Annotated in this window: 22 protein-coding genes; 7 read left to right on the top strand and 15 right to left on the bottom strand. The window is 71.3% G+C overall.

The features are described 5' to 3' along the window. Positions 1-12: 12 nt before the first annotated feature. The 5 genes from dut to GSE44_RS01505 form a co-directional block, all read right to left on the bottom strand. Complete coding sequence (dut, locus tag GSE44_RS01525) at positions 13-462, bottom strand: dUTP diphosphatase (protein WP_159346543.1); 450 nt, start codon at positions 460-462, stop codon at positions 13-15. Beyond that, positions 459-1,910 (bottom strand): bifunctional phosphopantothenoylcysteine decarboxylase/phosphopantothenate synthase, encoded by a 1,452-nt coding sequence (locus GSE44_RS01520; RefSeq protein WP_159346541.1) that lies wholly within the window; start codon positions 1,908-1,910, stop codon positions 459-461. Before GSE44_RS01520 ends, dut begins: the two co-directional genes overlap by 4 nt. Next, on the bottom strand, positions 1,907-2,566 hold the full coding sequence (locus GSE44_RS01515; protein WP_159346539.1) for a hypothetical protein: 660 nt from the start codon (positions 2,564-2,566) through the stop codon (positions 1,907-1,909). The genes GSE44_RS01520 and GSE44_RS01515 overlap by 4 nt, the downstream gene beginning before the upstream one ends. Before the next feature lie 13 nt (positions 2,567-2,579). Then, positions 2,580-3,317, bottom strand: a complete 738-nt coding sequence (locus GSE44_RS01510) for a class I SAM-dependent methyltransferase (RefSeq protein ID WP_159346853.1) — start codon at positions 3,315-3,317, stop codon at positions 2,580-2,582. 64 nt (positions 3,318-3,381) lie between these two features. Beyond that, positions 3,382-5,085: a gamma-glutamyltransferase family protein gene (locus tag GSE44_RS01505; protein WP_159346537.1), complete on the bottom strand. Its 1,704-nt coding sequence runs from the start codon at positions 5,083-5,085 to the stop codon at positions 3,382-3,384. Positions 5,086-5,141: 56 nt separating this feature from the next. Here GSE44_RS01505 and mutM point away from each other — a divergent pair, with 56 nt between their 5' ends. Continuing rightward, positions 5,142-6,035, top strand: a complete 894-nt coding sequence (gene mutM / locus GSE44_RS01500) for a bifunctional DNA-formamidopyrimidine glycosylase/DNA-(apurinic or apyrimidinic site) lyase (protein ID WP_159346535.1) — start codon at positions 5,142-5,144, stop codon at positions 6,033-6,035. A gap of 103 nt (positions 6,036-6,138) precedes the next feature. On the opposite strand, the gene GSE44_RS01495 is transcribed toward mutM, so the two are convergent. From GSE44_RS01495 to GSE44_RS01480, 4 genes are all read right to left on the bottom strand, one after another. Continuing rightward, positions 6,139-6,708 (bottom strand): histidine phosphatase family protein, encoded by a 570-nt coding sequence (locus tag GSE44_RS01495; RefSeq protein WP_159346533.1) that lies wholly within the window; start codon positions 6,706-6,708, stop codon positions 6,139-6,141. A 148-nt stretch (positions 6,709-6,856) separates the two neighbouring features. Beyond that, a complete protein-coding gene (locus GSE44_RS01490) occupies positions 6,857-7,483 on the bottom strand; it encodes a glutathione S-transferase family protein (protein ID WP_159346531.1) in 627 nt (208 codons plus the stop codon). Between the two features lie 90 nt (positions 7,484-7,573). After that, positions 7,574-8,131, bottom strand: a complete 558-nt coding sequence (locus GSE44_RS01485) for a flavin reductase family protein (protein ID WP_159346529.1) — start codon at positions 8,129-8,131, stop codon at positions 7,574-7,576. Positions 8,132-8,198: 67 nt separating this feature from the next. Next, complete coding sequence (locus GSE44_RS01480) at positions 8,199-8,591, bottom strand: hypothetical protein (protein ID WP_159346527.1); 393 nt, start codon at positions 8,589-8,591, stop codon at positions 8,199-8,201. 135 nt (positions 8,592-8,726) lie between these two features. Between GSE44_RS01480 and GSE44_RS01475 the strand changes: the two genes are divergently transcribed. Then, positions 8,727-9,497 (top strand): helix-turn-helix domain-containing protein, encoded by a 771-nt coding sequence (locus GSE44_RS01475; protein WP_235924489.1) that lies wholly within the window; start codon positions 8,727-8,729, stop codon positions 9,495-9,497. 9 nt (positions 9,498-9,506) lie between these two features. On the opposite strand, the gene GSE44_RS01470 is transcribed toward GSE44_RS01475, so the two are convergent. The 5 genes from GSE44_RS01470 to lgt all read right to left on the bottom strand — a co-directional run bounded on the left by GSE44_RS01470 (position 9,507) and on the right by lgt (position 14,383). Then, positions 9,507-10,439 (bottom strand): ribose-phosphate pyrophosphokinase, encoded by a 933-nt coding sequence (locus GSE44_RS01470; RefSeq protein ID WP_159346523.1) that lies wholly within the window; start codon positions 10,437-10,439, stop codon positions 9,507-9,509. A gap of 148 nt (positions 10,440-10,587) precedes the next feature. Further along, positions 10,588-11,601 (bottom strand): hypothetical protein, encoded by a 1,014-nt coding sequence (locus tag GSE44_RS01465; RefSeq protein ID WP_159346521.1) that lies wholly within the window; start codon positions 11,599-11,601, stop codon positions 10,588-10,590. Positions 11,602-11,799: 198 nt separating this feature from the next. After that, positions 11,800-12,582, bottom strand: a complete 783-nt coding sequence (gene pgeF / locus GSE44_RS01460) for a peptidoglycan editing factor PgeF (protein WP_159346519.1) — start codon at positions 12,580-12,582, stop codon at positions 11,800-11,802. Next, complete coding sequence (locus GSE44_RS01455) at positions 12,579-13,544, bottom strand: class I SAM-dependent methyltransferase (protein WP_159346517.1); 966 nt, start codon at positions 13,542-13,544, stop codon at positions 12,579-12,581. Before GSE44_RS01455 ends, pgeF begins: the two co-directional genes overlap by 4 nt. A 29-nt stretch (positions 13,545-13,573) precedes the next feature. Beyond that, on the bottom strand, positions 13,574-14,383 hold the full coding sequence (gene lgt, locus GSE44_RS01450; RefSeq protein WP_159346515.1) for a prolipoprotein diacylglyceryl transferase: 810 nt from the start codon (positions 14,381-14,383) through the stop codon (positions 13,574-13,576). A gap of 318 nt (positions 14,384-14,701) precedes the next feature. Here lgt and GSE44_RS01445 point away from each other — a divergent pair, with 318 nt between their 5' ends. From GSE44_RS01445 to GSE44_RS01425, 5 genes are all read left to right on the top strand, one after another. Beyond that, entirely contained in the window at positions 14,702-15,235 is a 534-nt protein-coding gene (locus tag GSE44_RS01445; RefSeq protein ID WP_201305877.1) for an accessory factor UbiK family protein, read from the top strand. Between the two features lie 164 nt (positions 15,236-15,399). Next, positions 15,400-15,903 (top strand): type III secretion system chaperone family protein, encoded by a 504-nt coding sequence (locus tag GSE44_RS01440; protein WP_159346513.1) that lies wholly within the window; start codon positions 15,400-15,402, stop codon positions 15,901-15,903. A gap of 58 nt (positions 15,904-15,961) precedes the next feature. Beyond that, positions 15,962-16,789, top strand: coding sequence for a pyrroline-5-carboxylate reductase (gene proC, locus GSE44_RS01435; protein ID WP_159346511.1), 828 nt, complete (start codon positions 15,962-15,964; stop codon positions 16,787-16,789). Positions 16,790-16,859: 70 nt separating this feature from the next. Then, positions 16,860-18,098: an MFS transporter gene (locus GSE44_RS01430; protein ID WP_201305876.1), complete on the top strand. Its 1,239-nt coding sequence runs from the start codon at positions 16,860-16,862 to the stop codon at positions 18,096-18,098. Positions 18,099-18,136: 38 nt separating this feature from the next. Next, positions 18,137-18,979 (top strand): ICP22 family protein, encoded by an 843-nt coding sequence (locus tag GSE44_RS01425; RefSeq protein ID WP_201305875.1) that lies wholly within the window; start codon positions 18,137-18,139, stop codon positions 18,977-18,979. Between the two features lie 31 nt (positions 18,980-19,010). On the opposite strand, the gene GSE44_RS01420 is transcribed toward GSE44_RS01425, so the two are convergent. After that, positions 19,011-19,826 (bottom strand): alpha/beta fold hydrolase, encoded by an 816-nt coding sequence (locus tag GSE44_RS01420; protein WP_201305874.1) that lies wholly within the window; start codon positions 19,824-19,826, stop codon positions 19,011-19,013. Between the last annotated feature and the right edge of the window lie 117 nt (positions 19,827-19,943).

The following is a 19,943-nucleotide window of genomic DNA, read 5'->3' as shown; positions in this document are numbered from 1 at the left end:
GCCGCCGGGGCGTCAGCCCGTTCCGGTGCTGCCGAAGCCCCCTGCCCCGCGCCGGGTATCGCCCAGCTCCGCCACCTCCTCGAACACCGCCCGCGTGACCGGGGCCAGCACCGCCTGGGCGATGCGCATCCCGCGTTCCACCGTGAAGGGCTCCGTCCCGGCGTTCAGCACGATGACCTGCACCTCGCCCCGGTAATCCTCGTCGATCGTGCCGGGGGCGTTCGGCAGGACGATCCCGTGCTTCAGCGCAAGGCCGGAGCGCGGGCGGATCTGCCACTCATGCCCGGCGGGCAGTGCCACGCGCAGACCGGTGGGCACCAGGGCGCGGCCGTTGGGCAGAATGGTGAGAGGCTCCGTCACCGCCGCCAGGAGGTCCATCGCGGCGGCGCCCGCCGTCGCATAGCCCGGCAGGGGCAGGTCCGCCGCATGGGGCAGGCGGACGACCTGGATCGTCCCGATCATGCCTCAGCTTCCGTCGCGGGCAAGGCCAGCGTTTCCGCCACCCGGTCGGCCAGCCGCGCGGCCACCTCGGCCTTGGGCAGGCGCGGCCAGTCCTCCACCCCGCCCTTCGTCACGAGATGCACTGTGTTCTCCGCGCCGCCCATGGCATCGCCCGAGACGTCATTCGCCACGATCCAGTCGCAGCCCTTGCGGGCCAGCTTCGCCTGGGCGTGCTCGATCACCCGCTCCGTCTCGGCCGCGAAGCCCACCACCAGCCGCGGGCGGCGCGGGTGGCGGGAAAGGGTGGCCAGGATGTCCGGGTTCGGCACCAGCGCCAAAGGCGGGGCGGCTTGGTCGGCGCCCTTCTTCATCTTCTGGCGCGCGACATCGGCCGGGCGCCAATCGGCGACGGCGGCGGCGAAGATGGCGGCATCGGCGGGCAGCGCCGCTTCGCAGGCCGCGAGCATCTCCCGCGCCGTCTCCACATGCGCGACCTCCACGCCGGGCGGATCCGGCAGGGCTACGGGGCCGGAGACCAGCGTCACCCGCGCGCCCAGCGCCGCCAGCGCCGCCGCGATGGCATGGCCCTGCTTCCCGGAGGAGCGGTTGGCGATGTAGCGCACCGGATCCAGCGGCTCATGCGTCGGGCCGGAGGAGACGAGGACATGGCGCCCGCCCAGCGGCAGGGCGCCCGGGACTGTGCCCCGCAGGGCATGCGGCGCCGGCCCGGAAACCGGCGCGGTGGAGGCGGAGAAGGTCGAGGGCGCGGTCTCGCCGGGCCCCGCATGGTGGTCCACGGGCTGCGGCGCGCCGTCGCTGAAGCTGGAGGGGCTGGCCATCCGCCGTGCGGGCGGCGGCTGGCCCTCCTGCTCGGCAATCGCCGCATCCAGCGCATCCTCCAGCGCCGCATTGGGAGCGCCATGCTCAGGGTCGGACAGGATGGCGACGATGGCGGCGAAGATGGCAGGCGGTTCGGACAGGCGGCCGGTGCCGCTCTCCGCCTCGGCCATCAGCCCATCATCAGGTCCGATGAAATTCACCCCGCGCGCCATGAGGGTCGCGACATTCGCCCCGGTGGCGGGATGGGACCACATGGTCGGGTTCATCGCGGGGGCGACCAGCACCGGCCCGTCCCAGGCCAGCAGCACGGCACCCGCCAGGTCATCCGCGAGCCCTGCCGCCATGCGGGCCAGCCGGTCGGCCGAGGCGGGGGCGACGACCACCAGGTCCGTCTCCCGCGCCAGCCGGATATGGCCGCGCTCCGCCTCCTCCGGCAGGGACCAGAGCGCCTGCGCCAGGGGCCGGCCGGTGATGGCCTGCAGCGCATGGGGCGTGACGAATTTCGCCCCGCCCTCGGTCAGCAGCCCGGTGACGGCCACGCCCGCCTTGCCGAGCAGCCGCGCCAGCTCCAGCGCCTTGTAGGCGGCGACGGAGCCGGAAACGATGAGGAGGACGCGCTTGCCGGTCATGGATTAAGCCCGCGGATATTGGGGTCGAAGGCGACGGCGGTGTTTGCGTCGAACCAGGCGGAGGCATTGCTCTGGCCCGCGCTGCCCAGCGCCGGATGGCGGCCGAGGCCCGGGATGTAGATCTGGTCGATCAGCAGGTGCGGCGTCTCGGGCGCGATGATACGCCGCTCGCCCCCGCCCTCGGCCGTGAGGCCTGGGCCGGCATGGGCCGCGAGCAGGATGCCGGGCCTGATGTGCACCCGTACGATCACGTCGGCATCCGTCCACTCCTCTGGCAGGGCAAGTTGCCTCCGCGCCATCTCCACCAGCCCGACCCCGGCCTGCCGCGCGCGGGAGAGGAGGAGGAACATACGGTTCTCCTCCATCCACCAGGGGGAGTTGAGCAGGGGCAGCAGGTGCTCCGCGCCCCGCGCGCCCTTCTTCCCGAAGCGCGCCGCGGCGAAGCGGTACATCACGTTGTCCTCGGCCAGGGTCAGCCGCCGCTTCACCATCAGCCCGCCATTGCGCGCGAAGACGCCGCGGGGATTGCGCTTCAGCGGATCCGGATTGGGGTCCGGGATCTTCGACCAGCCGCTTATCCGGCGATCGTACTGGTAGCCCTCGGCCTCCATGTGGAGATAGCTGTTCGCCCACCACCGCTCATTCGCCGCCGCCATGGACATGCGGCTTCTACAGCCGCCAGCCCGAATGGATGGCGACGATGCCGCCGGAGAGGTTGCGGTAGGACACCTGCTCGAGCCCTGCCTTGCGGAACATGCCCGCCAATTCCTCCTGGTCGGGCATCATGCGGATGCTTTCGGCGAGGTAGCGGTAGGATTCGGAATCCTTCGCCACCCTCGCGCCGATGGCCGGCAGCGCCTTGAAGCTCCAGGCGTCATAGAGTGGATCGAGCGCCGCGACCTGCAGGCGGGAGAATTCCAGCACCAGCATCTTCCCGCCCGGCCGCAGCACCCGCCGCGCCTCCCGCAGCACCGCCAGCTTGTCGGTGCAGTTGCGCAGGCCGAAGGCCATGGAGACGCGCTCCACCGAGCGATCCGGAAAGGGGAGGCGCTCCGCGTCGCAGCAGACGAAATCGAGGCCGGCAGCCAGCCCGCGCCCGAGCGCCCGCCCCTGCCCCACGCTGAGCATGGAATGGTTGATGTCGGCCAGGATCACCCGGCTTGCCCCGCGCTCCTTCGCCTGGAAGCCGATGTCGCCAGTGCCGGCCGCCAGATCCAGCAGCGTGTCGCGCGGGCCGGCGCCGATGGCGTTGACGAAGATGCGCTTCCAGACCCGGTGCAGGCCCAGCGACATCAGGTCGTTCATCACGTCGTATTTCGGCGCCACACTGTCGAAGACCTGCCGCACCAGCCCCGCCTTCTGGTCGCGGGCGACGGGGGTGAAGCCGAAATCGATCGTGTCGTTCATCTTATCGGTCTGGGACATGGGCGGCAGGATAGGCGCCGGGGCGGGGCGCGTCACGACCATCGGCTCAGTCGCCGAGCGCCGCCCCGTCGCGCCGCGGATCGGCCGCACCCTCCCAGCCGCCCGGCACGCGGCGGATCAGCTGCAGCCCCGTGTTCATCTCGCCCACCCGCGGCTTGTGGCCCATGGCCGTGAGCGCATCGGCGAGCCCGGCGGCCGGCGTCCCGGCCTCCAGCTCCTCCGCACCATTCTGCGCGCCGATCCGGGGGCGGGCCGTAGCGCGGTGGGCATTCGCCCTCCAGGCCAGCACCTCGACCACGGCGACAGTGACCGAATCGACGATCCGCGCGCCGCCGCCCGCGCCCACCACCAACTCCGGCGTGCCGTCGGCGCCCAGCACGATGGTGGGGGCCATGGTGGTCACCGGGCGCTTGCCGCCCTGCAGCCGGTTGAAGGCGGGCGCCTCCGGCGGGCCGGGATCGGCGGCGAAGTTGGTCAGGCCGTTGTTCAACACAATGCCGCCGGCCAGCCGCTCGGCGCCGAAGTTCAGGTTGTTCGTGGTGGTGAAGGCGATGGCGTTCCCCGCCGCATCCACGATCGAGACATGGGAAGTGCCCGCCAGCGCCAGCGGGTCCGAGGGTGTCGGCAGCGCGCCGTGCCGTTCCAGCGGATTTCCGGCCCGCACCTCCTCCATTGCCCGGCCCGGCCGCACCGCCCCGGCGCGCTCCGCCAGACAGGCCGGCGCCACCAGCTGCCGGGTGGGCACGGGCACCATGTCCGGATCGCCCAGCCAGCGGCGGCGGTCGGCCAGGGCAAGGCGGCTTGCCTCCAGGATCAGATGCGCGGCCTCGACCGAACCCGGTGCCATGCCGGCTATGCCCAGCCGCTCCAGCATCCCGAGTTGCTGCTGCACAGCCACGCCGCCGGATGAGGGCGGGGCGGCGGAGCAGACCTGGCGCCCGAAGGCCGCGCTGCACACGGGATCGCGCCGCTTCGCCTCATAGGAGGCGAGGTCCTCGGCGGTCATCCAGCCTGGAACGGGCTCGCGCGCCACGGCATCCAGAACCGCGCGGCCGAGCCGCCCCCGGTGAAGCGCATCCGGTCCGGCCTTGGCGATCTGGCGCAGGGCTGCCGCCTGGGCGGGGTTGCGGACCACCGTGCCCTCCGGCAGGGGCTTTCCGTCGGCGCCGAAGAAAACGGCGTGAATCTCCGCGTCCCGCGCCAGCTCGACGGGACGGGTGGAGAGCACCCGGTGCAGCACGGGCGAAATCGGCGCTCCCAATTCCGCCGCGCGGATCGCCGGGGCGAACAGGTCCCGCCAGGGCAGCTTGCCGTGATCCGCATGGACCAGGGCCAGCATCCGCAACGTGCCCGGGACGCCCGCGGACCGGCCCGAGCGCGCCACCGTGGCCGCGCCCACCCGCGTGCCATCCGCCCCCTCGACCAACCGGGACGTCGCGGCAGCCGGGGCGGAGGCGATGCCCTCATAGCCGCCGATCCGGCGCGTCGCGGCATCCCAATGGACCAGCAGCGCGCCGCCGAGCAGGCCCGTCGCATGCGGCTCCACCACCGAGAGCACAGCCTGCGCCGCCACCGCCGCATCGGCCGCCGAGCCGCCCGCGCGCAGCATGTCCAGCCCGGCCTGCGCGGCCAGGGGATGCGCGGCGGCCACCATATGGCGCGTGGCGCGGGCCGGCCCATCGGCCGCCTGAGACAGATTCGGCGCGGCCGCCAGCAGCACGGCGAGGGCGAAAACAGGTCTCAGGCGCATGAAGCGTCTCCGGTGGGGCGTGGACGAAAGCCACTTCCCGGCATCATATCCGCACCATGCCCGAATTGCCCGAGGTGGAAACCGTGATGCGCGGCCTGTCCGCCGTGCTCACCGGCCGCACCATCGCCCGCGCAGAAACCCGCCGCGCCGGGTTGCGCTGGCCCTTCCCGGAAAACCTGGCGGAGCGCCTCGCCGGCCGCCGCGTGGAAGGATTCCGCCGGCGCGGCAAATACATGCTGATGCGGCTCTCCGAGGGAGAATCCGCCCTCATCCATCTCGGCATGTCGGGCCGCATGGTGGCCCACCCGCCGGGCGAGCCGCCGCAGCCGCGCCTTGGCCCCCAGGGCAAGTACTCGGATGCACGGGGCGCCGGCGACGGCACGCAGCATGAGCATCTGGTGATGGAAACCGAGGATGGTTGGCGCGTGGGATTCCAGGACCCGCGCCGCTTCGGCGCCGTGGACCTGGTGCCGACCGCGGCGGAGGATTCCCACAAGCTCCTGGTCGGGCTCGGCCCGGAACCGCTGGAGGATGGCTTCACCCCGGCCGTGCTCTCCGCCGCGCTGCGCGGCAAGAACACGCCCATCAAGGCCGCGCTTCTGGACCAGGGCGTGGTGGCGGGCCTGGGCAACATCTATGTCGCCGAGGCGCTTTTCCGTGCCGGCATCTCGCCCCGCCGCCTGGCCGGCACCGTGCCCGGCGCGCGCGCCGCGCGGCTCGTGCCCGCGATCAAGGCCGTGCTCTCCGCCGCCATCCAGGCCGGCGGCTCCACTCTGCGCGATTATGTGCGCAGCGACGGAGAGCTGGGCGGCTTTCAGGACCAGTTCGAGGTCTATGACCGCTTTGGCCAGCCCTGCCCCAAATGCCCCGGCCCGCCCGCCTGCACCGGGGTGGCACGGATCGTCCAGGCGGGGCGCAGCAGCTTCTTCTGCCCCCGCACGCAGCGTTAGCTAGAGCATTTTCCGTTCACATGCGTTCACTTCAAATGCTCCGGCACTTTGTCTGAAGAGCAGATTCACGCTTACGGGCGATCCCGCCCTGCAGCGATCTGCTCTAGGCGCCCAGCTCCGCCGCGGTGAAGTGCCAGCCGCGCCCGCCGGAAGGCGGCTCCACCCAGAGCGGAAGCGCGTTGGGGGTGCGGACATTCGCCTCCAAACCTGCCGCCTGGCGAAAGGCACGCCACAGCGCCCCATGGGCCACCACCAGCACCGGGCCGGGATTGGCGGTCGCGCGGTTGATCGCGGCCACGGCACGCTCGCGTAGATGAGCGAAGGGCTCCGCGCCCTCGGGCGTCATGGTCCCGGCGATCCAATCGTCGAACCAGCCCGACATCTGCTGCCCCTCCTGCACGCCGAAGGCCACCTCCTGCAGCTCAGGGTCGAGATTCACCGGCAGTTGCAGCCGAGCCGCCACGATCTCGGCGGTGACGCGCGCCCGGCTCAGCGTGCTGGAATGGATAGAGCGGATCCCCTTCCCCACCAGCGCCGCGGCAGCGCGCTCGGCCTGGGCGATGCCCACGGGGTTGAGCGGAATGTCGACCTGGCCCTGCGAAAGCATGCGGGCGTTCCAGTCGGTCTCGCCGTGGCGGAGGAACCAGAAGGGGACGGGGTTAGGGTCGTTCATTCAGAGAAAAAGCCCGGGGGGAGGTATCCCCCCGGACCCCCTTCTATTTTTGGGGTTTAGCGTTGGTGCGCCAATGAGGCTGGCGCGCCCACAAACTCGAAGAAAAGATGAGGGGTTCGGGGAGAATTCCTTCTCCCCGGCCTTTTCCTCAGGCCGCCAGCCCCTCCTGCTCCAGCGCCCGCTTCACCGCCGGCCGCGCCAGCATCGCCTTGAGATGCGCATCCAGCTTCGGCGGCAGCGTCTGGCCGACCCGGCGCACATGCCAGTACTCGACGAAGAACAGCGCGGCATCGGCCACGGAATAGCCCTGCGGCAGGATCCAGGTGTCGCCAGCCCAGATCTTCTCCACCAAGCCGAAGAACTTCGCGGCATTGGCCTGGGCCTGCTCCACCACCTTCGGATAGTCCTCCTCGCGCAGGGAGTAGACGTTCGGGCGGAACTGGCGGGTAAAGGCGTGCGGGTGGACGGTGCCGGTGATGTAGTCCAGCGCCTCGAGCGCGCGGGCCTGGCCCAGCGGGTCCTTCGGCAGCAGCCCCGCCTCGGGATTGGCGGCGCCGAGATACATCGCGATGGCCGGGAACTCGGTCAGCGCGCGGCTGCCATCGCCGAGATCCAGCGCCGGCACCTTCGACTTGGGGTTCACCGCCATATACTCCGGCTTCGTCTGCGCCTGCTCCTTCAGCGCGACGAGGGACAGCTCATAGGGCTTCCCGATCTCCTCGAGGATGATGTGAATGCCAACCGAGCAGGCACCGGGGGCGTAGTAGAGCTTCATGCGGGTTTCCTCAGCGTCACGTCAGGCGCGGCGCGAGGGTGGCCGGAATCGGCGCCCGTTTAAAGGGGGCGGGCCGGGGTTTCCACCCGGTCAGAGCATCTCCGGCCGGAAGCGCCGCCGGAGGTTCAGCGAGTCCCCCGCCACCATGAATTGGCCTTCGCCGCGGTAATGGATCGTCCGCGGGTATTTCGGCGATTTCGGCGCATGCGCCTTCACCACCTCCAGCACGAAGAGGCTGTATTTCCGCACCAGCGCCGTATCGACCACGCGGCATTCAAGATTGGCGAAGCATTCGGCGATCAGCGGCGCCTTCACCTGCTCGCCTTCCCGTGCCGTCAAGCCAAAGCGTCCGAACTTGTCGACCTCGGCGCCCGAGCAGTTGCCGATGCCCACCGCCACCTCCGCCAGATCGACGGTCGGGATGTTGATCACGCATTCCCGGCTGCGCCGGATCATCTCGCGGCTGTGGTTATGCTCCCAGATATAGCAGCCGATGAGCGAGGGGGTGAATTCCATCACCATGTGCCAGCCCATGGTCATGATGTTCGCCTGCCCCTTCCAGGCGGAGCTGACCAGCACGATGGGCCCGGGCTCCATGAAGCGCCGGACCTGGCCGACGGGAAAATCCTGCTTGCGGATGGGCTTCACGCCGCGCTCCTTCGGATCAGGGGACGCGGCGTGAACGGATGGGCAGCGCGGGCGATGCGCGGAACGGTCAGGCGGCGAGCGGCTGCGTTCCGCGCAGCGCAGCAGCCTGCAGCCCGGCAAAGGCGGCCACCACCAGGGCCTGGGCCAGCACGAAAGCCGCGCCCAACGCATTCGGCGCCACCCATCCGAGGGCCAGGATCGCCACGCTATCCACGGCCCAGAGTGCGTTAATTGCGATCACCGCCAGCACCATGGCGCGGGAGGGTGCCGCGCGCAGGCCGAGCCAGCCGACGAAGGCGGCATAGGGCAGCAGCACCGCACCCGCCCCGCGCAGCAACCCGGGCGGCAGATGGGTGAGGCCGGAGAGCGAGCCGGCGGCCAGCAGCATCAGCGCGCCGGTGGCGCCGCTCGCCACCGCGTCCAGCAGCAGGGCGCGGCGAAGGAAGGGGGTGGCGTTCATGGAATGGGTTCCTGCGCATCCGGCGGAATTGCCGGCGCGCCGAAACTGGGCCACGGCGGCGCAGCGGGTCGATGACCTCGGAGGTCATGGAGACGCGGCGCCCCCGCCCGCTAACCTGCCATCATGAGCACCCGCATGGCCCCGATCGGCGACCACCTTCGCGCATGGCGCCAGCGCCGGCGCATGAGCCAGATGGACCTGGCGCTGGAGGCCGAGATTTCCACCCGCCACCTGAGTTGCCTGGAAACGGGCCGCGCCATGCCGAGCCGGTCCATGGTGCTGCGCCTGGCCGAGTTCCTCGACGTGCCGCTGCGCGAGCGCAACCTGTGGCTCACCGCCGCCGGCTTCGCCCCCGCCTATCCCGAGCGCGCCCTGGACGATCCGGCGATGCGTCCGGCGCGGGCGGCGATGGAGGCGGTGCTGGCCGCCCATGCGCCCAACCCGGCCCTGGCCGTGGACCGGCGCTGGAACCTTGTTTCCGCCAATGCCTCGGTGGGCGCGCTGATCGCGGGGGCCGATGCCGCGCTGCTGGCACCACCGCTCAACGTGCTGCGGCTGGTGCTGCATCCGGGAGGGCTGGCACCGCGCATCGTGGATCTGGCGGCACTGAAGGGGCATCTGCTCGCCCGGCTGGCGCGGCAGGCGACGATTTCAGACGATGCGGCGCTGGCCGAGCTGCTGCGCGAATTGCGCGACTACCCCGCGCCGCCGGGCGGTGCCGAGGATCCGGAGGCGTTGGCCCTGCCCTTCAGGATCCGCCAGGGCGAGGCGGTGCTGTCCTTCCTCACCACCACCATGGTCTTCGGCACGGCGCATGAGGTCGCGCTGTCCGAGCTGACGGTGGAGACCTTCTTCCCGATGGACGAGGCGACGCGGGAGGCCCTGCGCCGCCTCCCGTCGGGCTAGTTGGGCAGCCTAGTTGAACAGCGTGGAGACCGAGGACTCTTCGCTGATGCGGCGCATCGCCTCGGCCAGCAGCGGCGCGATGGTCAGCTGCTTGATGTTGGAGGAGACACGCACGGCCTCGGTGGCCTGGATGCTGTCCGTGGTGATCATGTGCTGGATCGGCGCGGCGCCGATGCGCGCCACGGCGCCGCCCGAGAACACGCCATGGGTCACATAGACGCTGGCGGAGCGCGCGCCGTTCTTCAGCAGCGCCTCGGCAGCGTTGCAAAGCGTGCCGCCCGAATCGACGATGTCGTCCACCAGGATGCAGTCGCGGCCGGACACGTCGCCGATCACGTTCATCACCTCGGAGACACCGGCACGGGGGCGGCGCTTGTCGATGATGGCGAGGTCCGTGTGCAGCCGCGTCGCGATGGCGCGGGCGCGGACCACGCCGCCGACATCGGGCGACACCACCATCAGGTCGCGGCCCTTGAACCGCTCCTGGATGTCGCGCGCGAACAGGGGCGCGGCGAAGAGGTTATCCACGGGGATGTCGAAGAAGCCCTGGATCTGGCCGGCATGCAGGTCCAGCGTCAGCACGCGGTCGGCGCCGGCCTGGGTGATCAGGTTCGCCACCAGCTTGGCCGAGATCGGCGTACGGGGGCCGGACTTACGATCCTGCCGGGCATAGCCGAAATAGGGGACCACGGCGGTGATGCGGCGGGCCGAGGAGCGGCGCAGCGCATCGAGCGTGATCAGCAGCTCCATCAGGTTGTCATTCGCCGGATAGCTCGTGGACTGGATCACGAACACATCCTCGCCGCGGATGTTCTCCTGGATCTCGACGAAGATCTCGAGGTCGGCGAAGCGACGGACCGAGGCCTGGGTGAGCGGCAGGTTGAGGGCCGCGGCGACCGCCTCGGCAAGGGGGCGGTTGCTGTTACAGGCGAGGATCTTCATCCGCGTGACTTCTCCGGGCGCGCCGCTTGCGAGTTCCAGGCTGGGGCGGCGTGGGGCGCCGGGGGATTAGCAACCGGAAGCGACCAAGTCCATGGCAGGGCCGCCTTACGCAGGACGCATGCCACGAACAGGGGTCAGCACGAGGAAGTTACCGTGCGCCGGCCGGGGCGGCGCGCCCTGCGGGAAGGGCTGTTGGTGCGGCACCGGTGCCGGGGGCAGCCCCTGTTGCGGCGGCTGGCGTGGCATTCGGCGGCGCCACGCCTTCGGGCGCCGGCCGCCGGGCCGCGGCCTCACCGAGCCCGCCGGCATTGGCGATGATATCGCGCACCGCCACCGCCGCCTCCTCCGCCACGACATAGGCGACATCGCCCCAGAGGCCGTTCAGGCTGCCCGTGGGAACCTCGTTGAGCTGGACCGCGCGGCCGAGGTCGTGCCCATCCCGCCGGCTGACGGTCCAGACGATCTCCACCCGCTGCTTGCCCCCGGGCGCCGGGGCCATCGTGACCTCGCCTGAGGCGGCGAAGGCCGCGCCATCGGCACTGTCCTGCACCACCAGCCCCTTGGTCGAGAGGAAGTCGCGCAGCCGCAGGCCGAGCGCCTGGTTGCCGTCGCCCGGCGCGCCCTTCACCCCGGTGAAGCGCACCCGTGGCGGGCCGCCGTCGCCGTTGAAGGCCACGGTTTCGGCAGCGCGGCGCGCGGCCTCGCCCCGGGTGAGCAGGCCAGCCACGACCGGCGCATCCCGGCTGGCCACCTGGCGCAGCAGGGCGGCCTCGGACTGGCTCCAGTCCCGCACCGGCACGGAGGCGCCGCGCGCCTGGCCGAGCACCTTTCCATCCGCATCCACCACCGCGTAGCCGGGCACCACACCCGTTCCCTCGCGGTCCGCGGTGATCTGGAGGCGCCAGTCCAGCGGCGTCGGCGGGCCGGCCACAGCGGGCACCTCGGCGGCTTCAAGCGCATCGGCCACGGCCACCGCGAAATCGGCCGAGGCAGCGTCCCCCAGCAGCGCCGCGGTCGGCGCCGGCACGGCGATGCGATAGGCAGGCGGCGCCGCCAGGCGGCGGCCTTCCGCTCCCGGATTGCCACGGAAGGGCTGCGGCAACGGACCACAGGCCGCCAGCAGCGTCAGCGGCAGCAGGATCAGGACAAGGAAGCGCGGCACCGGTTCAGCCGATCACGCAGGAGGCGACCAGGGTCAGGAACATCAGCGCCAGGAACATGAGGATGTAATGCATGGGCGGCGCCCTTATCCACGGCCCGGCGCCTCGGCGCCAGGGCAGTTCACCCGGGCACCGTTCACATGGGTGTCCTCACGGGAGTCACATGGGTGTCCTCACGGGAGCGCCCTCCTGGGCACCGTTCACGTGGGCAGGGCGATGGCGGAGAGCTGGTGCCCGATCGGCCCGCCGCCCTCCAGGGTGCGGCGGCGATGGGAGAAGAAGCGGGCCTCGTCCACCAGCGTATCGTCCGGCAGGGCCTCGGCGGCCACCCCAGCGGCCTGCAGGCGGGCGAGGATCAGCCCGGCCATGTCGAACTGCCAGTGGCCCGGCCGCCGGCCGGCGGCGAGGAAGCGCTCGCCCTCCGGGTCGCTGGCCAGCAGGGCCTCGCGCAAGTCCGGCCCCACCTCGTAGCTCGTCTGGCGGATGCAGGGGCCAAGGGCCGCGGAAATGCCGCCACGCGTCGCACCCAGCCCCTCCATTGCCTTGATCGTCGCCTCCAGCACCCCGCCCAGGGCACCGCGCCATCCCGCATGGCAAGCGCCGATCACCCCGGCCTGCGCGTCGGCAAAGAGCACGGGGCCGCAATCCGCGGTGATGATGCCGAGGGTCACGCCCGGGCTGCTCGTCACGATGGCATCGGCGCGCGGCCCCTCCCCGGCCGGGATCGGCATGTCGGTCACCACCACCTCGGTTCCATGCACCTGATGCACGCCGGAGAGGGAACCGGGGGTCCGCCCCAGGGCCTGCATGGCCCGCCCGCGGTTCTCCATCACGGATTCCCGCTCATCCGCGCTGGAAAGCGAGCAGTTGAGGCTGGCGAAGCGCCCGGTGGAGACGCCGCCGCGCCGGGTGAAGAAGCCGTGCGGCGTGCCGCGCAGCGAAAGAGCGGTGAGGAATTCGGCCTTGTCGAGATCGAGGATCATGCCGTTTCGAAACCAGGAGGGGTTGCAAGGGTCGGGTGGCAAAGAACGAGAGCTTTAAACAGGCGGCCCATGGCCTCGGGCGCGGTCAGCCGCGTCGCGGCTTCCAGGTGGCGGGCGCCGCGACCGGGATCCGAGGCCGCCAGCGCCGCCGCGCGGCTGTGCAGGCCGAGGCGCAGCAGGAACACGCCCTGGGGCAGCGGCCCATGGGTGGCGGCACCGGCGGCACGCGCGGCCTCCGCCAGGGCGCCGAAATCAACATGGGCCGTGAGATCGGCCGCGCCAGGGTCCGAGAGCGGATTGGCCGCCTGGCGGTTGCGGATGGCCTGCAGGCTGTCGCCGGGCCCACTTTCGGCGGGGCCGTAATCGATGAACAGCGCCGCCCCGCCCTGGGCCGCCAGCCGCGCCCCCAGGGCCGCCGAAATGGCACGGGCCGGCTCGTTAACCTCGCGGATCTCGCCCTCCTCCCCCGCATCCGGCAGCGGGGCGTCCGGGGCGGGCCGTTCCACGAAGCGGTCATGCTCGACGAAGCGCTCCACCCAGGCGCCGCCGCGCCGCAGGAACTGCCGGATCGGCAGGGCATCCAGGAACTCGTTCGCGAGCAGGATCAGCGGGCCATCCGGCAGGCCGGCCAAGTCCTCATGCCATTCCGCCTCCGGCAAGCGGGCGCGCTGGGCCTCGCGCAACAGCGGGGAGGTTTCGATCAGGTGCAGCCGGGCGGCCTGGGCAAAATCCGGCGCCATGGCGCGTGCGGCGCGGAGGGCATCGGCCATCAGCGTGCCCCGCCCCGGCCCGGCCTCGGCCAGGATCACCGGATCGGGGCGACCCATCAGCTGCCAGGTGACCGCGGCCCACAGACCGAGGCATTCGCCGAAGGCCTGAGTGATCTCCGGCGCGGTGGTGAAGTCGCCCCCGGCGCCGAATGGGTCGCGAGATGCGTAATAGGCTGCGTTCGCACGTCCCATGAAGGCGTCAAGGCGCTCAGGGGATGTGCTCACGCGGCAGAAGTCTCGGCCACGCGCCTGCTACGCGCCATCAGCCAGATCCCCACCAGCACCATCGGGATCGAGAGAAGCTGCCCCATGGTCGCCCCGGCGAAGAGGAAGCCGAGCTGCGCGTCGGGCTGGCGGAAGAACTCGCCAATGATCCGCGCCACGCCATAGCCCGCCAGGAAGGCGCCCGAGGTGAAGCCGGGCCGCGCACGGAGGCTTGGCGTGCGGATGATCCATTGCAGGATGACGAGGAGGATCAGCCCCTCCATCGCCGCCTGATAGAGCTGCGAGGGATGCCGCGGCTCCGGGCCGGCATTGGGGAAGACCATCCCCCAGGGCACATCCGTGGTGCGCCCCCACAGCTCCCCGTTGATGAAGTTGGCGATGCGCCCGAGACCGAGGCCAACCGGGACCACGCTCGTGATCCGGTCGGAGAACAGGAGGAGGGGGATCCGGTTGCGGTGGGTGAACCAAGCCAGCGCCAGGATCACCCCCGCCGCGCCGCCATGGAAGGACATGCCGCCATGCCAGAGATAGGCGATCTCCCAGGGCGCGTTCCAGATGATGTCGGGCCGGTAGAACAGCACATAGCCCAGCCGGCCGCCGAGGATGACGCCCAGCGTCGCCCAGGTGACGAAATCGTCCACTTGTTCCTGCGTGCCGGCGGCGGGGGCTCGCAGCACGAGACGGCGCGCCACCTGCCAGGCGATGACGATGCCGGCGATATAGGCCAGCGCGTACCAGCGCACGACGAAGGGCCCGATGGCGATGGCCACCGGATCGAAGGCGGGAAAAACGAGCGCCGGGATCATTTGTGCATTCCCTCGCCCATCCTATCGCGGGGCTCACGGGCCCCGTCTGGGGCGCTGGGACCGCTGATCGCCGCCACGCCACATAGGAGGCCACACAGGAGGAAGGTGACGGGGTTGGCGCCTTGGCGGCCGGCGCCGCCGGTGGGGAAGTGCATGCGCGGCCTTTGCAGCGTTCGGAGGCGCGGGCGGATATAGGGCGGATCGTCCCGGGCGGGAAATGCCGGGCCGGTGAGGCACGGCGGCGGAAAAGCACCCCGGGGGCTACGCCCGGCGGGCCCGCAGGACCATGTTGGTGGGACGATTCGACTGGAGGCGAGCATGCAGGAAGGTGGGCAGGGTTCTTCGGGTCCCCAGGGGGGATCCCAGGGCAGCGGCTCCTCGGGGGGCTCCCAGGGCGGCTCGGCCGGCGGCCCCTTCGGCTTCGGCGGTTTCGGACAGGGTGGCTTCGGCGCCGGCCGCGGGAAGTTCTTCGACGACTTGGCCGGTGTCGCTGGCGGCGCCTTTTCGGTGCTCGCCGGGGCCCGGGCGGAGATCGAGAGTGCCGTCCAGGCCCAGGTGGAGGCGCTGACCGTGCGCTTAAACCTGGTGAAGCGTGAGGAGCTGGACGCGGCGCTCGAAGTCGCCCGCCGTGCGCGTGAGGAGGCGGAATCCCTGGCCGCCCGTGTGGCCGCGCTGGAGGCGCGGATGGATGCCATGCCCCCCGCCACGCCCTTCGAGGCCGGCGCCGGCAGCGGCCCCTCCACCCCCATGGGCACCACCGGGACCGTGCCGGAGGGCGGATCGCCGGGCGTCACTCAGCCGCGCGTCACTCAGCCGGGCGTCACCGAGCCGGGCGTTACCCAGGGCGAATAGGCATCCAGGACACAGCGCGGCGTAGATGACACGCCGCGCCTGGATGCATGAAGCCTTCGGCCTTGCCGGTGCGTTCGGCATCGCAGTATCAACCTGTTGGGGCTGACCCGGCCGATTCGATACCAGACTCGGGGGCTGCCCGTCTCGGGATAGGAGGTGACGCCATGTCAGCCACCCTCGCTGCCGACCGGGACAGGGCTGCCAATCCGCTCGACGTCGTCGAGCAGATCGTGGCAGCCAACGAATGGGCCTTCGACCGGCGCTCCGATGGAGAAATCGCCGCCGAGGCTCCCGGCAAATGGTGCGACTACGGACTGCACTTCGCTTGGTCTAACGAAATCAGCGCCATGCACTTCACCTGCGCCTTCGACATGAAGGTGCCGGCCACCGCCCGCGCCAAGCTGCACGAACTGCTCGCCCTGGCGAATGAGAAGCTCTGGATCGGCCATTTCGGGCTGGAGGGCGAGGAAGGCATCCCCGTCTTCCGGCATGCCGTCCTGCTGCGCGGCGCCCGCGCCGCCAGCGTCGAGAGCCTCGAGGACATGGTGGACATTGCCATCACCGAGTGCGAGCGCTTCTTCCCCGCCTTCCAGTTCGTTCTCTGGGGCGGCAAGCCACCCGCCGAGGCGCTGGCGGCGGCCATGCTGGACTGCGTCGGCGAAGCCTGAAACCTTGCGCACCCCCGCCGCCTTGGCGGGGGTCGTGCCAAGTGTCGAGGGAGCGCCCATGTCCGCTGAAATTCTGCCGCCCGTGCTGCTGGTCGGATGCGGCAAGATGGGGGGTGCGCTTCTCTCCGGCTGGCTCGAGCGCGGCCTCTCCCGCGCCGTGGTGGTCGAGCCGCACCTTCCCTCCACCGAAGCCTTCGCTCACGAAGTCGTCACTGGCCGCTTGGAGGTGGTGCCGGACGACGAATCCATCCCGCCGGGCTTCACGCCCCAGGCGGTGGTCCTCGCCGTCAAGCCACAGCAGGTCGAGGCTGCCCTTCCCGCCTATCGCCGCTTCGCACAGGGCGGCGCGCTTTTCGTCTCGATCATGGCGGGCAAGACCATCTCCGGGCTGGACGGTATGCTGGGCGGCGCCGCGGTGGTGCGCGCCATGCCCAACACGCCCGCCGCCATCGGCCAGGGCTTCACCGTCGCCTGCGCCGGCCGCAGCGTCTCCGCCGACCAGCAGGCGCTGGCCGACCGTCTTCTCACCGCGACCGGGGAGGTCGCCTGGGTGGATGCGGAAAGCCTGATCGACCCGGTCACCGCAATTTCCGGTGGCGGTCCCGCCTATGTGTTCCTGTTGGCCGAGCTGCTGGAGAAGGCGGCGCTGGAGCAGGGCGTGCCACCCGACCTGGCCCGCCGCATGGCCCGCGCCACCGTCACCGGCTCGGGTGCGCTGCTCGGGCGCAGCACGGAAGATGCGGCGGTGCTGCGCAAGAACGTCACCTCCCCCAAGGGCACGACGGAGCAGGCCCTGGCCGTGCTGATGGCCGAAAGGGCCTGGCCCTCCCTCGTCTCCCAGGCCATCGACGCCGCCACGAAGCGATCCCGCGAACTGGCGGTTTAGCAACCCCCGATCCTTCGGCCGGGGCCGAAGCACCGACCAGGGCAAACGGGGCATCCGGCACGCCTCTGGCATGGCGGATGGACGAATGCGCGGCGGGTCGGGTTTCTATGGATGGCGAGTGGTCTGGGCGGCCTTCACCGTGGCCGTTTTCGGCTGGGGCTTCGGCTTTTACGGCCCGCCCGTGTTCTTGCAGACGGTGCATGAGCAACGCGGCTGGTCGGTCGGCCTCGTCTCGGCGGCGGTCACGGTCCATTTCCTGATCGGCGCCGTGGTGGTGGCGCGGCTAGCGGCGCTGCACGCCCGGTTCGGGCTGGTAGCGGTGACGCGGGCTGGTGCCCTCGCCTCCGCCTTCGGTGCGTTGCTCTGGGCCCTGGCCGATTCGCCGCTCCTCCTTTTCGCCGCCACTCTGCTGACCGGGCCGGGCTGGGCGGCCACTGGCGCGGCGGCAATCAATGCGATGGTCTCGCCCTGGTTCATCCGGCGCCGGCCGGCGGCGCTCTCGGCCGCCTTCAACGGCGCCAGCATCGGCGGCATCCTCCTCCCGCCCATCTGGGTCGGCCTCATCGCCGCGCTGGGCTTTCCCGGGGCGGCGGTCGTGGTCGGCACGGTGATGGCGGGCAGCGTCTGGCTGCTCGCCGGGCGGGTGCTCGGGCGCAGCCCGGCGGGGATGGGGCAGGCGCCGGATGGCGGCGCGGCGGAGGCGGCCAGCGCCCCACGGGCGGCGGCACCACCCCTTGCCTCGCCCTGGCGGGAGCGGCGCTTCGTCACCCTGGTGCTGCTCGCCTCCCTCACCCTCTTCGCCCAGGTGGGGGTGATCGCGCATCTCTTCTCCCTGATGGTGCCGGTGCTGGGGACGCAGGTCGCCGGCTTGGCGGCCGGGCTGCTCACTGCATCCGCGATCATCGGGCGGACCATCATGGGCCGGCTGATGCGCCCCGGCGCCGATCGCCGTACCCTCGCGGCAGGGGGAATCGCGGTGCAGATTCTGGGCATCCTCCTCCTCATGCTGGCAGGCGGTGAGGTCTGGGGGCTGCTGCTCGGGATCGTGCTGCTCGGCTCCGGCGTGGGCAACGCCACTTCCCTGCCGCCGCTGATCACCCAGGCGGATTTCGCGCCGGAGGACACGGCGCGGGTCGTGGCGCTGGTCACGGCCTGCGGGCAGGCGAGCTACGCCTTCGCTCCGCTCGTCTTCGGGCTGCTGCGGGAGGCGGGGGGCGCGGCGCCGATGTTCCTCGCGGTCGCGCTGGTTCAGGGCGGCGCGATCGCGGCGGCTCTCGCCGGATGCGAACGGGGCAGGTCGCGTGGTTGATCCGCATGAAGGATGGGCCATCTTGCAGGGTAATGGACATGCGCGACGCCCCCTCCCCAGCCCTATTCGACGCCTTCTGGCGCGTCGTGGCCCAGCATGGCTGGCATGGCACCACCTTCGCCCGCATAGCGGCCGAAAGCGGCGAGAGCCTGAGCGACCTGCGCGGGCGCTACCCCACCCCGGTTGCGCTGCTGCGTGCCCATGCCCGCGCCGTGGATCAGGCGGTGCTGGAGGGCACGGTACCCGGCCAATCCGGCTTCGGCAGCGCGCGGGACCGGGTCTTCGACCTGATGATGCGCCGCTTCGACGCCTTGGCCCCGCATCGCGAGGGCATCCTGCGCATGCAGCGGGACCTGCGGCGCGATCCGCTTTCCGCCCTGCTCCTCTCCCCCATCCTGATGGCCTCGATGGCCTGGACGCTGGAAGGCGCGGGCGTTTCCACCGCGGGGCTCGCCGGCGGGCTGCGCGTGCAGGGCCTCACCGGCGTGTGGATTTCCGTCGCCCGCGCCTGGGAGGATGACGAGAGCGTCGACCTCGGCCCGACCATGGCCGCGCTGGACCGCGCTCTCGACCGCGCCGAGAGGGTCGCCCGCACCCTGCGCCTGGCGGAGGATGAGCCGCAGCCGCCTGGCCCGGTGGAGGGCGCCGATTCCCGGCCGTCGGACGTGGTCGACCCGCCGCTGGCGGATACCGGGATCATGATGGCCGATGCCTCGGCCCCGGCCGGGCAGGACGGCGGGCCGGAGCCCCTGCCGCCGGCCGTGCCCTCGCCGGGCGTGCCTACCCCACCTGGTGCACTCGATCCCGAGGATGCAGGTGAACCGCCCACGCCCAAGCGGCCGCGCACGATCGGCGACGTCGGCGACCTACCCATCGCCTGAGCTCGGCAGGGCAGTCCCCCGCCGGCCCCGCTCAGCCGATCGCGGCCAGCATGCGCGTGAGTTCCTCGGGCGCCGTCACCATGGCGTCGTGCCCGGTGCGGATCTCCTGCCAGTTCCAGCCGCGCTGCTTGCGCACCCATTGGCGCGAAGCCTCAAGGGCCGGATAGATCGGGTCGACGCAGGCAATGTAGGTGCAGGGCCTGCCATTGCCGACCGGGTTCCGGATCGGCAGCGGGCTTTCATAGGTGCCAGCCGGATGCGGAACCAGCCGGCGCGCCACCCAGGCGGCATCGGCACTGCCTTCCGGAATGCCGAAGGCGGTGGCCGGCGGCGCCGGGATGGCCACGCCGCCCCCCTGCTCCTGGATCAGCTTGCGCCGGGCCGCGACGACCTCCGCCGGCAGGTTCCCGAAGGGGCTCTGCCCGCCTTCCAGCATCAGCGCATCGAGGTAGACAAGGTGCCGGATACGGTCCGGGATACGGTCGGCGGCGCCGGAGATACCGCTGCCGCCGAAGGAATGGCCGACCAGGATGATGTCGTTCAGCTCCTCCGCCTCGATCATGTTTACGAGATCGGTAACGAAGGTCTCGAGGGTGATGTCGCGGGAGAGCAGATGCTTGCGCTCGCCCAGGCCAGTTTGGGTCGGGGTGAAGACGCGGTGGCCCTGGGCGCGCAGCCGGTCGGCCACTCGCGACCAGCACCAGCCGCCATGCCAGGCGCCATGCAGCAGCACATAGGTCTTTCCGGCGGTCGGCGTCTGGCCCGGCGCCTGGGCCGCCGCCGGGCTGAGCATGGCGGGGACGGCGGGGGCCGTGGCAGCGGCGGTCATGAGGATACGGCGACGCATCGTGGCGCTCTCCATTCTTGTGTTTCCCGCCTCAATCCTAGCAACGGGCCCTCCGCCGCGCGAAGGGGCGCTGGATCCGACGCGGAAGCGTCACCATCCTTGCAGCCTGTGGTCAGG

It is taken from the genome of Muricoccus harenae, assembly GCF_009848505.1.
Taxonomy (GTDB): domain Bacteria; phylum Pseudomonadota; class Alphaproteobacteria; order Acetobacterales; family Acetobacteraceae; genus Roseomonas; species Roseomonas harenae.
Note: the sequence above shows the minus strand (reverse complement) of the source record. Positions and strands in the feature narration are given on the sequence as shown.

Bases quoted from the DNA above. Each gene is read 5' to 3' on its own strand.
- dut (WP_159346543.1), bottom strand. From the start codon at position 462: ATGATCGGGACGATCCAGGTCGTCCGCCTGCCCCATGCGGCGGACCTG.
- GSE44_RS01520 (WP_159346541.1), bottom strand. From the start codon at position 1,910: ATGACCGGCAAGCGCGTCCTCCTCATCGTTTCCGGCTCCGTCGCCGCC.
- GSE44_RS01515 (WP_159346539.1), bottom strand. From the start codon at position 2,566: ATGGCGGCGGCGAATGAGCGGTGGTGGGCGAACAGCTATCTCCACATG.
- GSE44_RS01510 (WP_159346853.1), bottom strand. From the start codon at position 3,317: ATGAACGACACGATCGATTTCGGCTTCACCCCCGTCGCCCGCGACCAG.
- GSE44_RS01505 (WP_159346537.1), bottom strand. From the start codon at position 5,085: ATGCGCCTGAGACCTGTTTTCGCCCTCGCCGTGCTGCTGGCGGCCGCG.
- mutM (WP_159346535.1), top strand. From the start codon at position 5,142: ATGCCCGAATTGCCCGAGGTGGAAACCGTGATGCGCGGCCTGTCCGCC.
- GSE44_RS01495 (WP_159346533.1), bottom strand. From the start codon at position 6,708: ATGAACGACCCTAACCCCGTCCCCTTCTGGTTCCTCCGCCACGGCGAG.
- GSE44_RS01490 (WP_159346531.1), bottom strand. From the start codon at position 7,483: ATGAAGCTCTACTACGCCCCCGGTGCCTGCTCGGTTGGCATTCACATC.
- GSE44_RS01480 (WP_159346527.1), bottom strand. From the start codon at position 8,591: ATGAACGCCACCCCCTTCCTTCGCCGCGCCCTGCTGCTGGACGCGGTG.
- GSE44_RS01475 (WP_235924489.1), top strand. From the start codon at position 8,727: ATGGCCCCGATCGGCGACCACCTTCGCGCATGGCGCCAGCGCCGGCGC.
- GSE44_RS01470 (WP_159346523.1), bottom strand. From the start codon at position 10,439: ATGAAGATCCTCGCCTGTAACAGCAACCGCCCCCTTGCCGAGGCGGTC.
- pgeF (WP_159346519.1), bottom strand. From the start codon at position 12,582: ATGATCCTCGATCTCGACAAGGCCGAATTCCTCACCGCTCTTTCGCTG.
- GSE44_RS01455 (WP_159346517.1), bottom strand. From the start codon at position 13,544: ATGGGACGTGCGAACGCAGCCTATTACGCATCTCGCGACCCATTCGGC.
- lgt (WP_159346515.1), bottom strand. From the start codon at position 14,383: ATGATCCCGGCGCTCGTTTTTCCCGCCTTCGATCCGGTGGCCATCGCC.
- GSE44_RS01445 (WP_201305877.1), top strand. From the start codon at position 14,702: ATGCAGGAAGGTGGGCAGGGTTCTTCGGGTCCCCAGGGGGGATCCCAG.
- GSE44_RS01440 (WP_159346513.1), top strand. From the start codon at position 15,400: ATGTCAGCCACCCTCGCTGCCGACCGGGACAGGGCTGCCAATCCGCTC.
- proC (WP_159346511.1), top strand. From the start codon at position 15,962: ATGTCCGCTGAAATTCTGCCGCCCGTGCTGCTGGTCGGATGCGGCAAG.
- GSE44_RS01430 (WP_201305876.1), top strand. From the start codon at position 16,860: ATGGCGGATGGACGAATGCGCGGCGGGTCGGGTTTCTATGGATGGCGA.
- GSE44_RS01425 (WP_201305875.1), top strand. From the start codon at position 18,137: ATGCGCGACGCCCCCTCCCCAGCCCTATTCGACGCCTTCTGGCGCGTC.
- GSE44_RS01420 (WP_201305874.1), bottom strand. From the start codon at position 19,826: ATGCGTCGCCGTATCCTCATGACCGCCGCTGCCACGGCCCCCGCCGTC.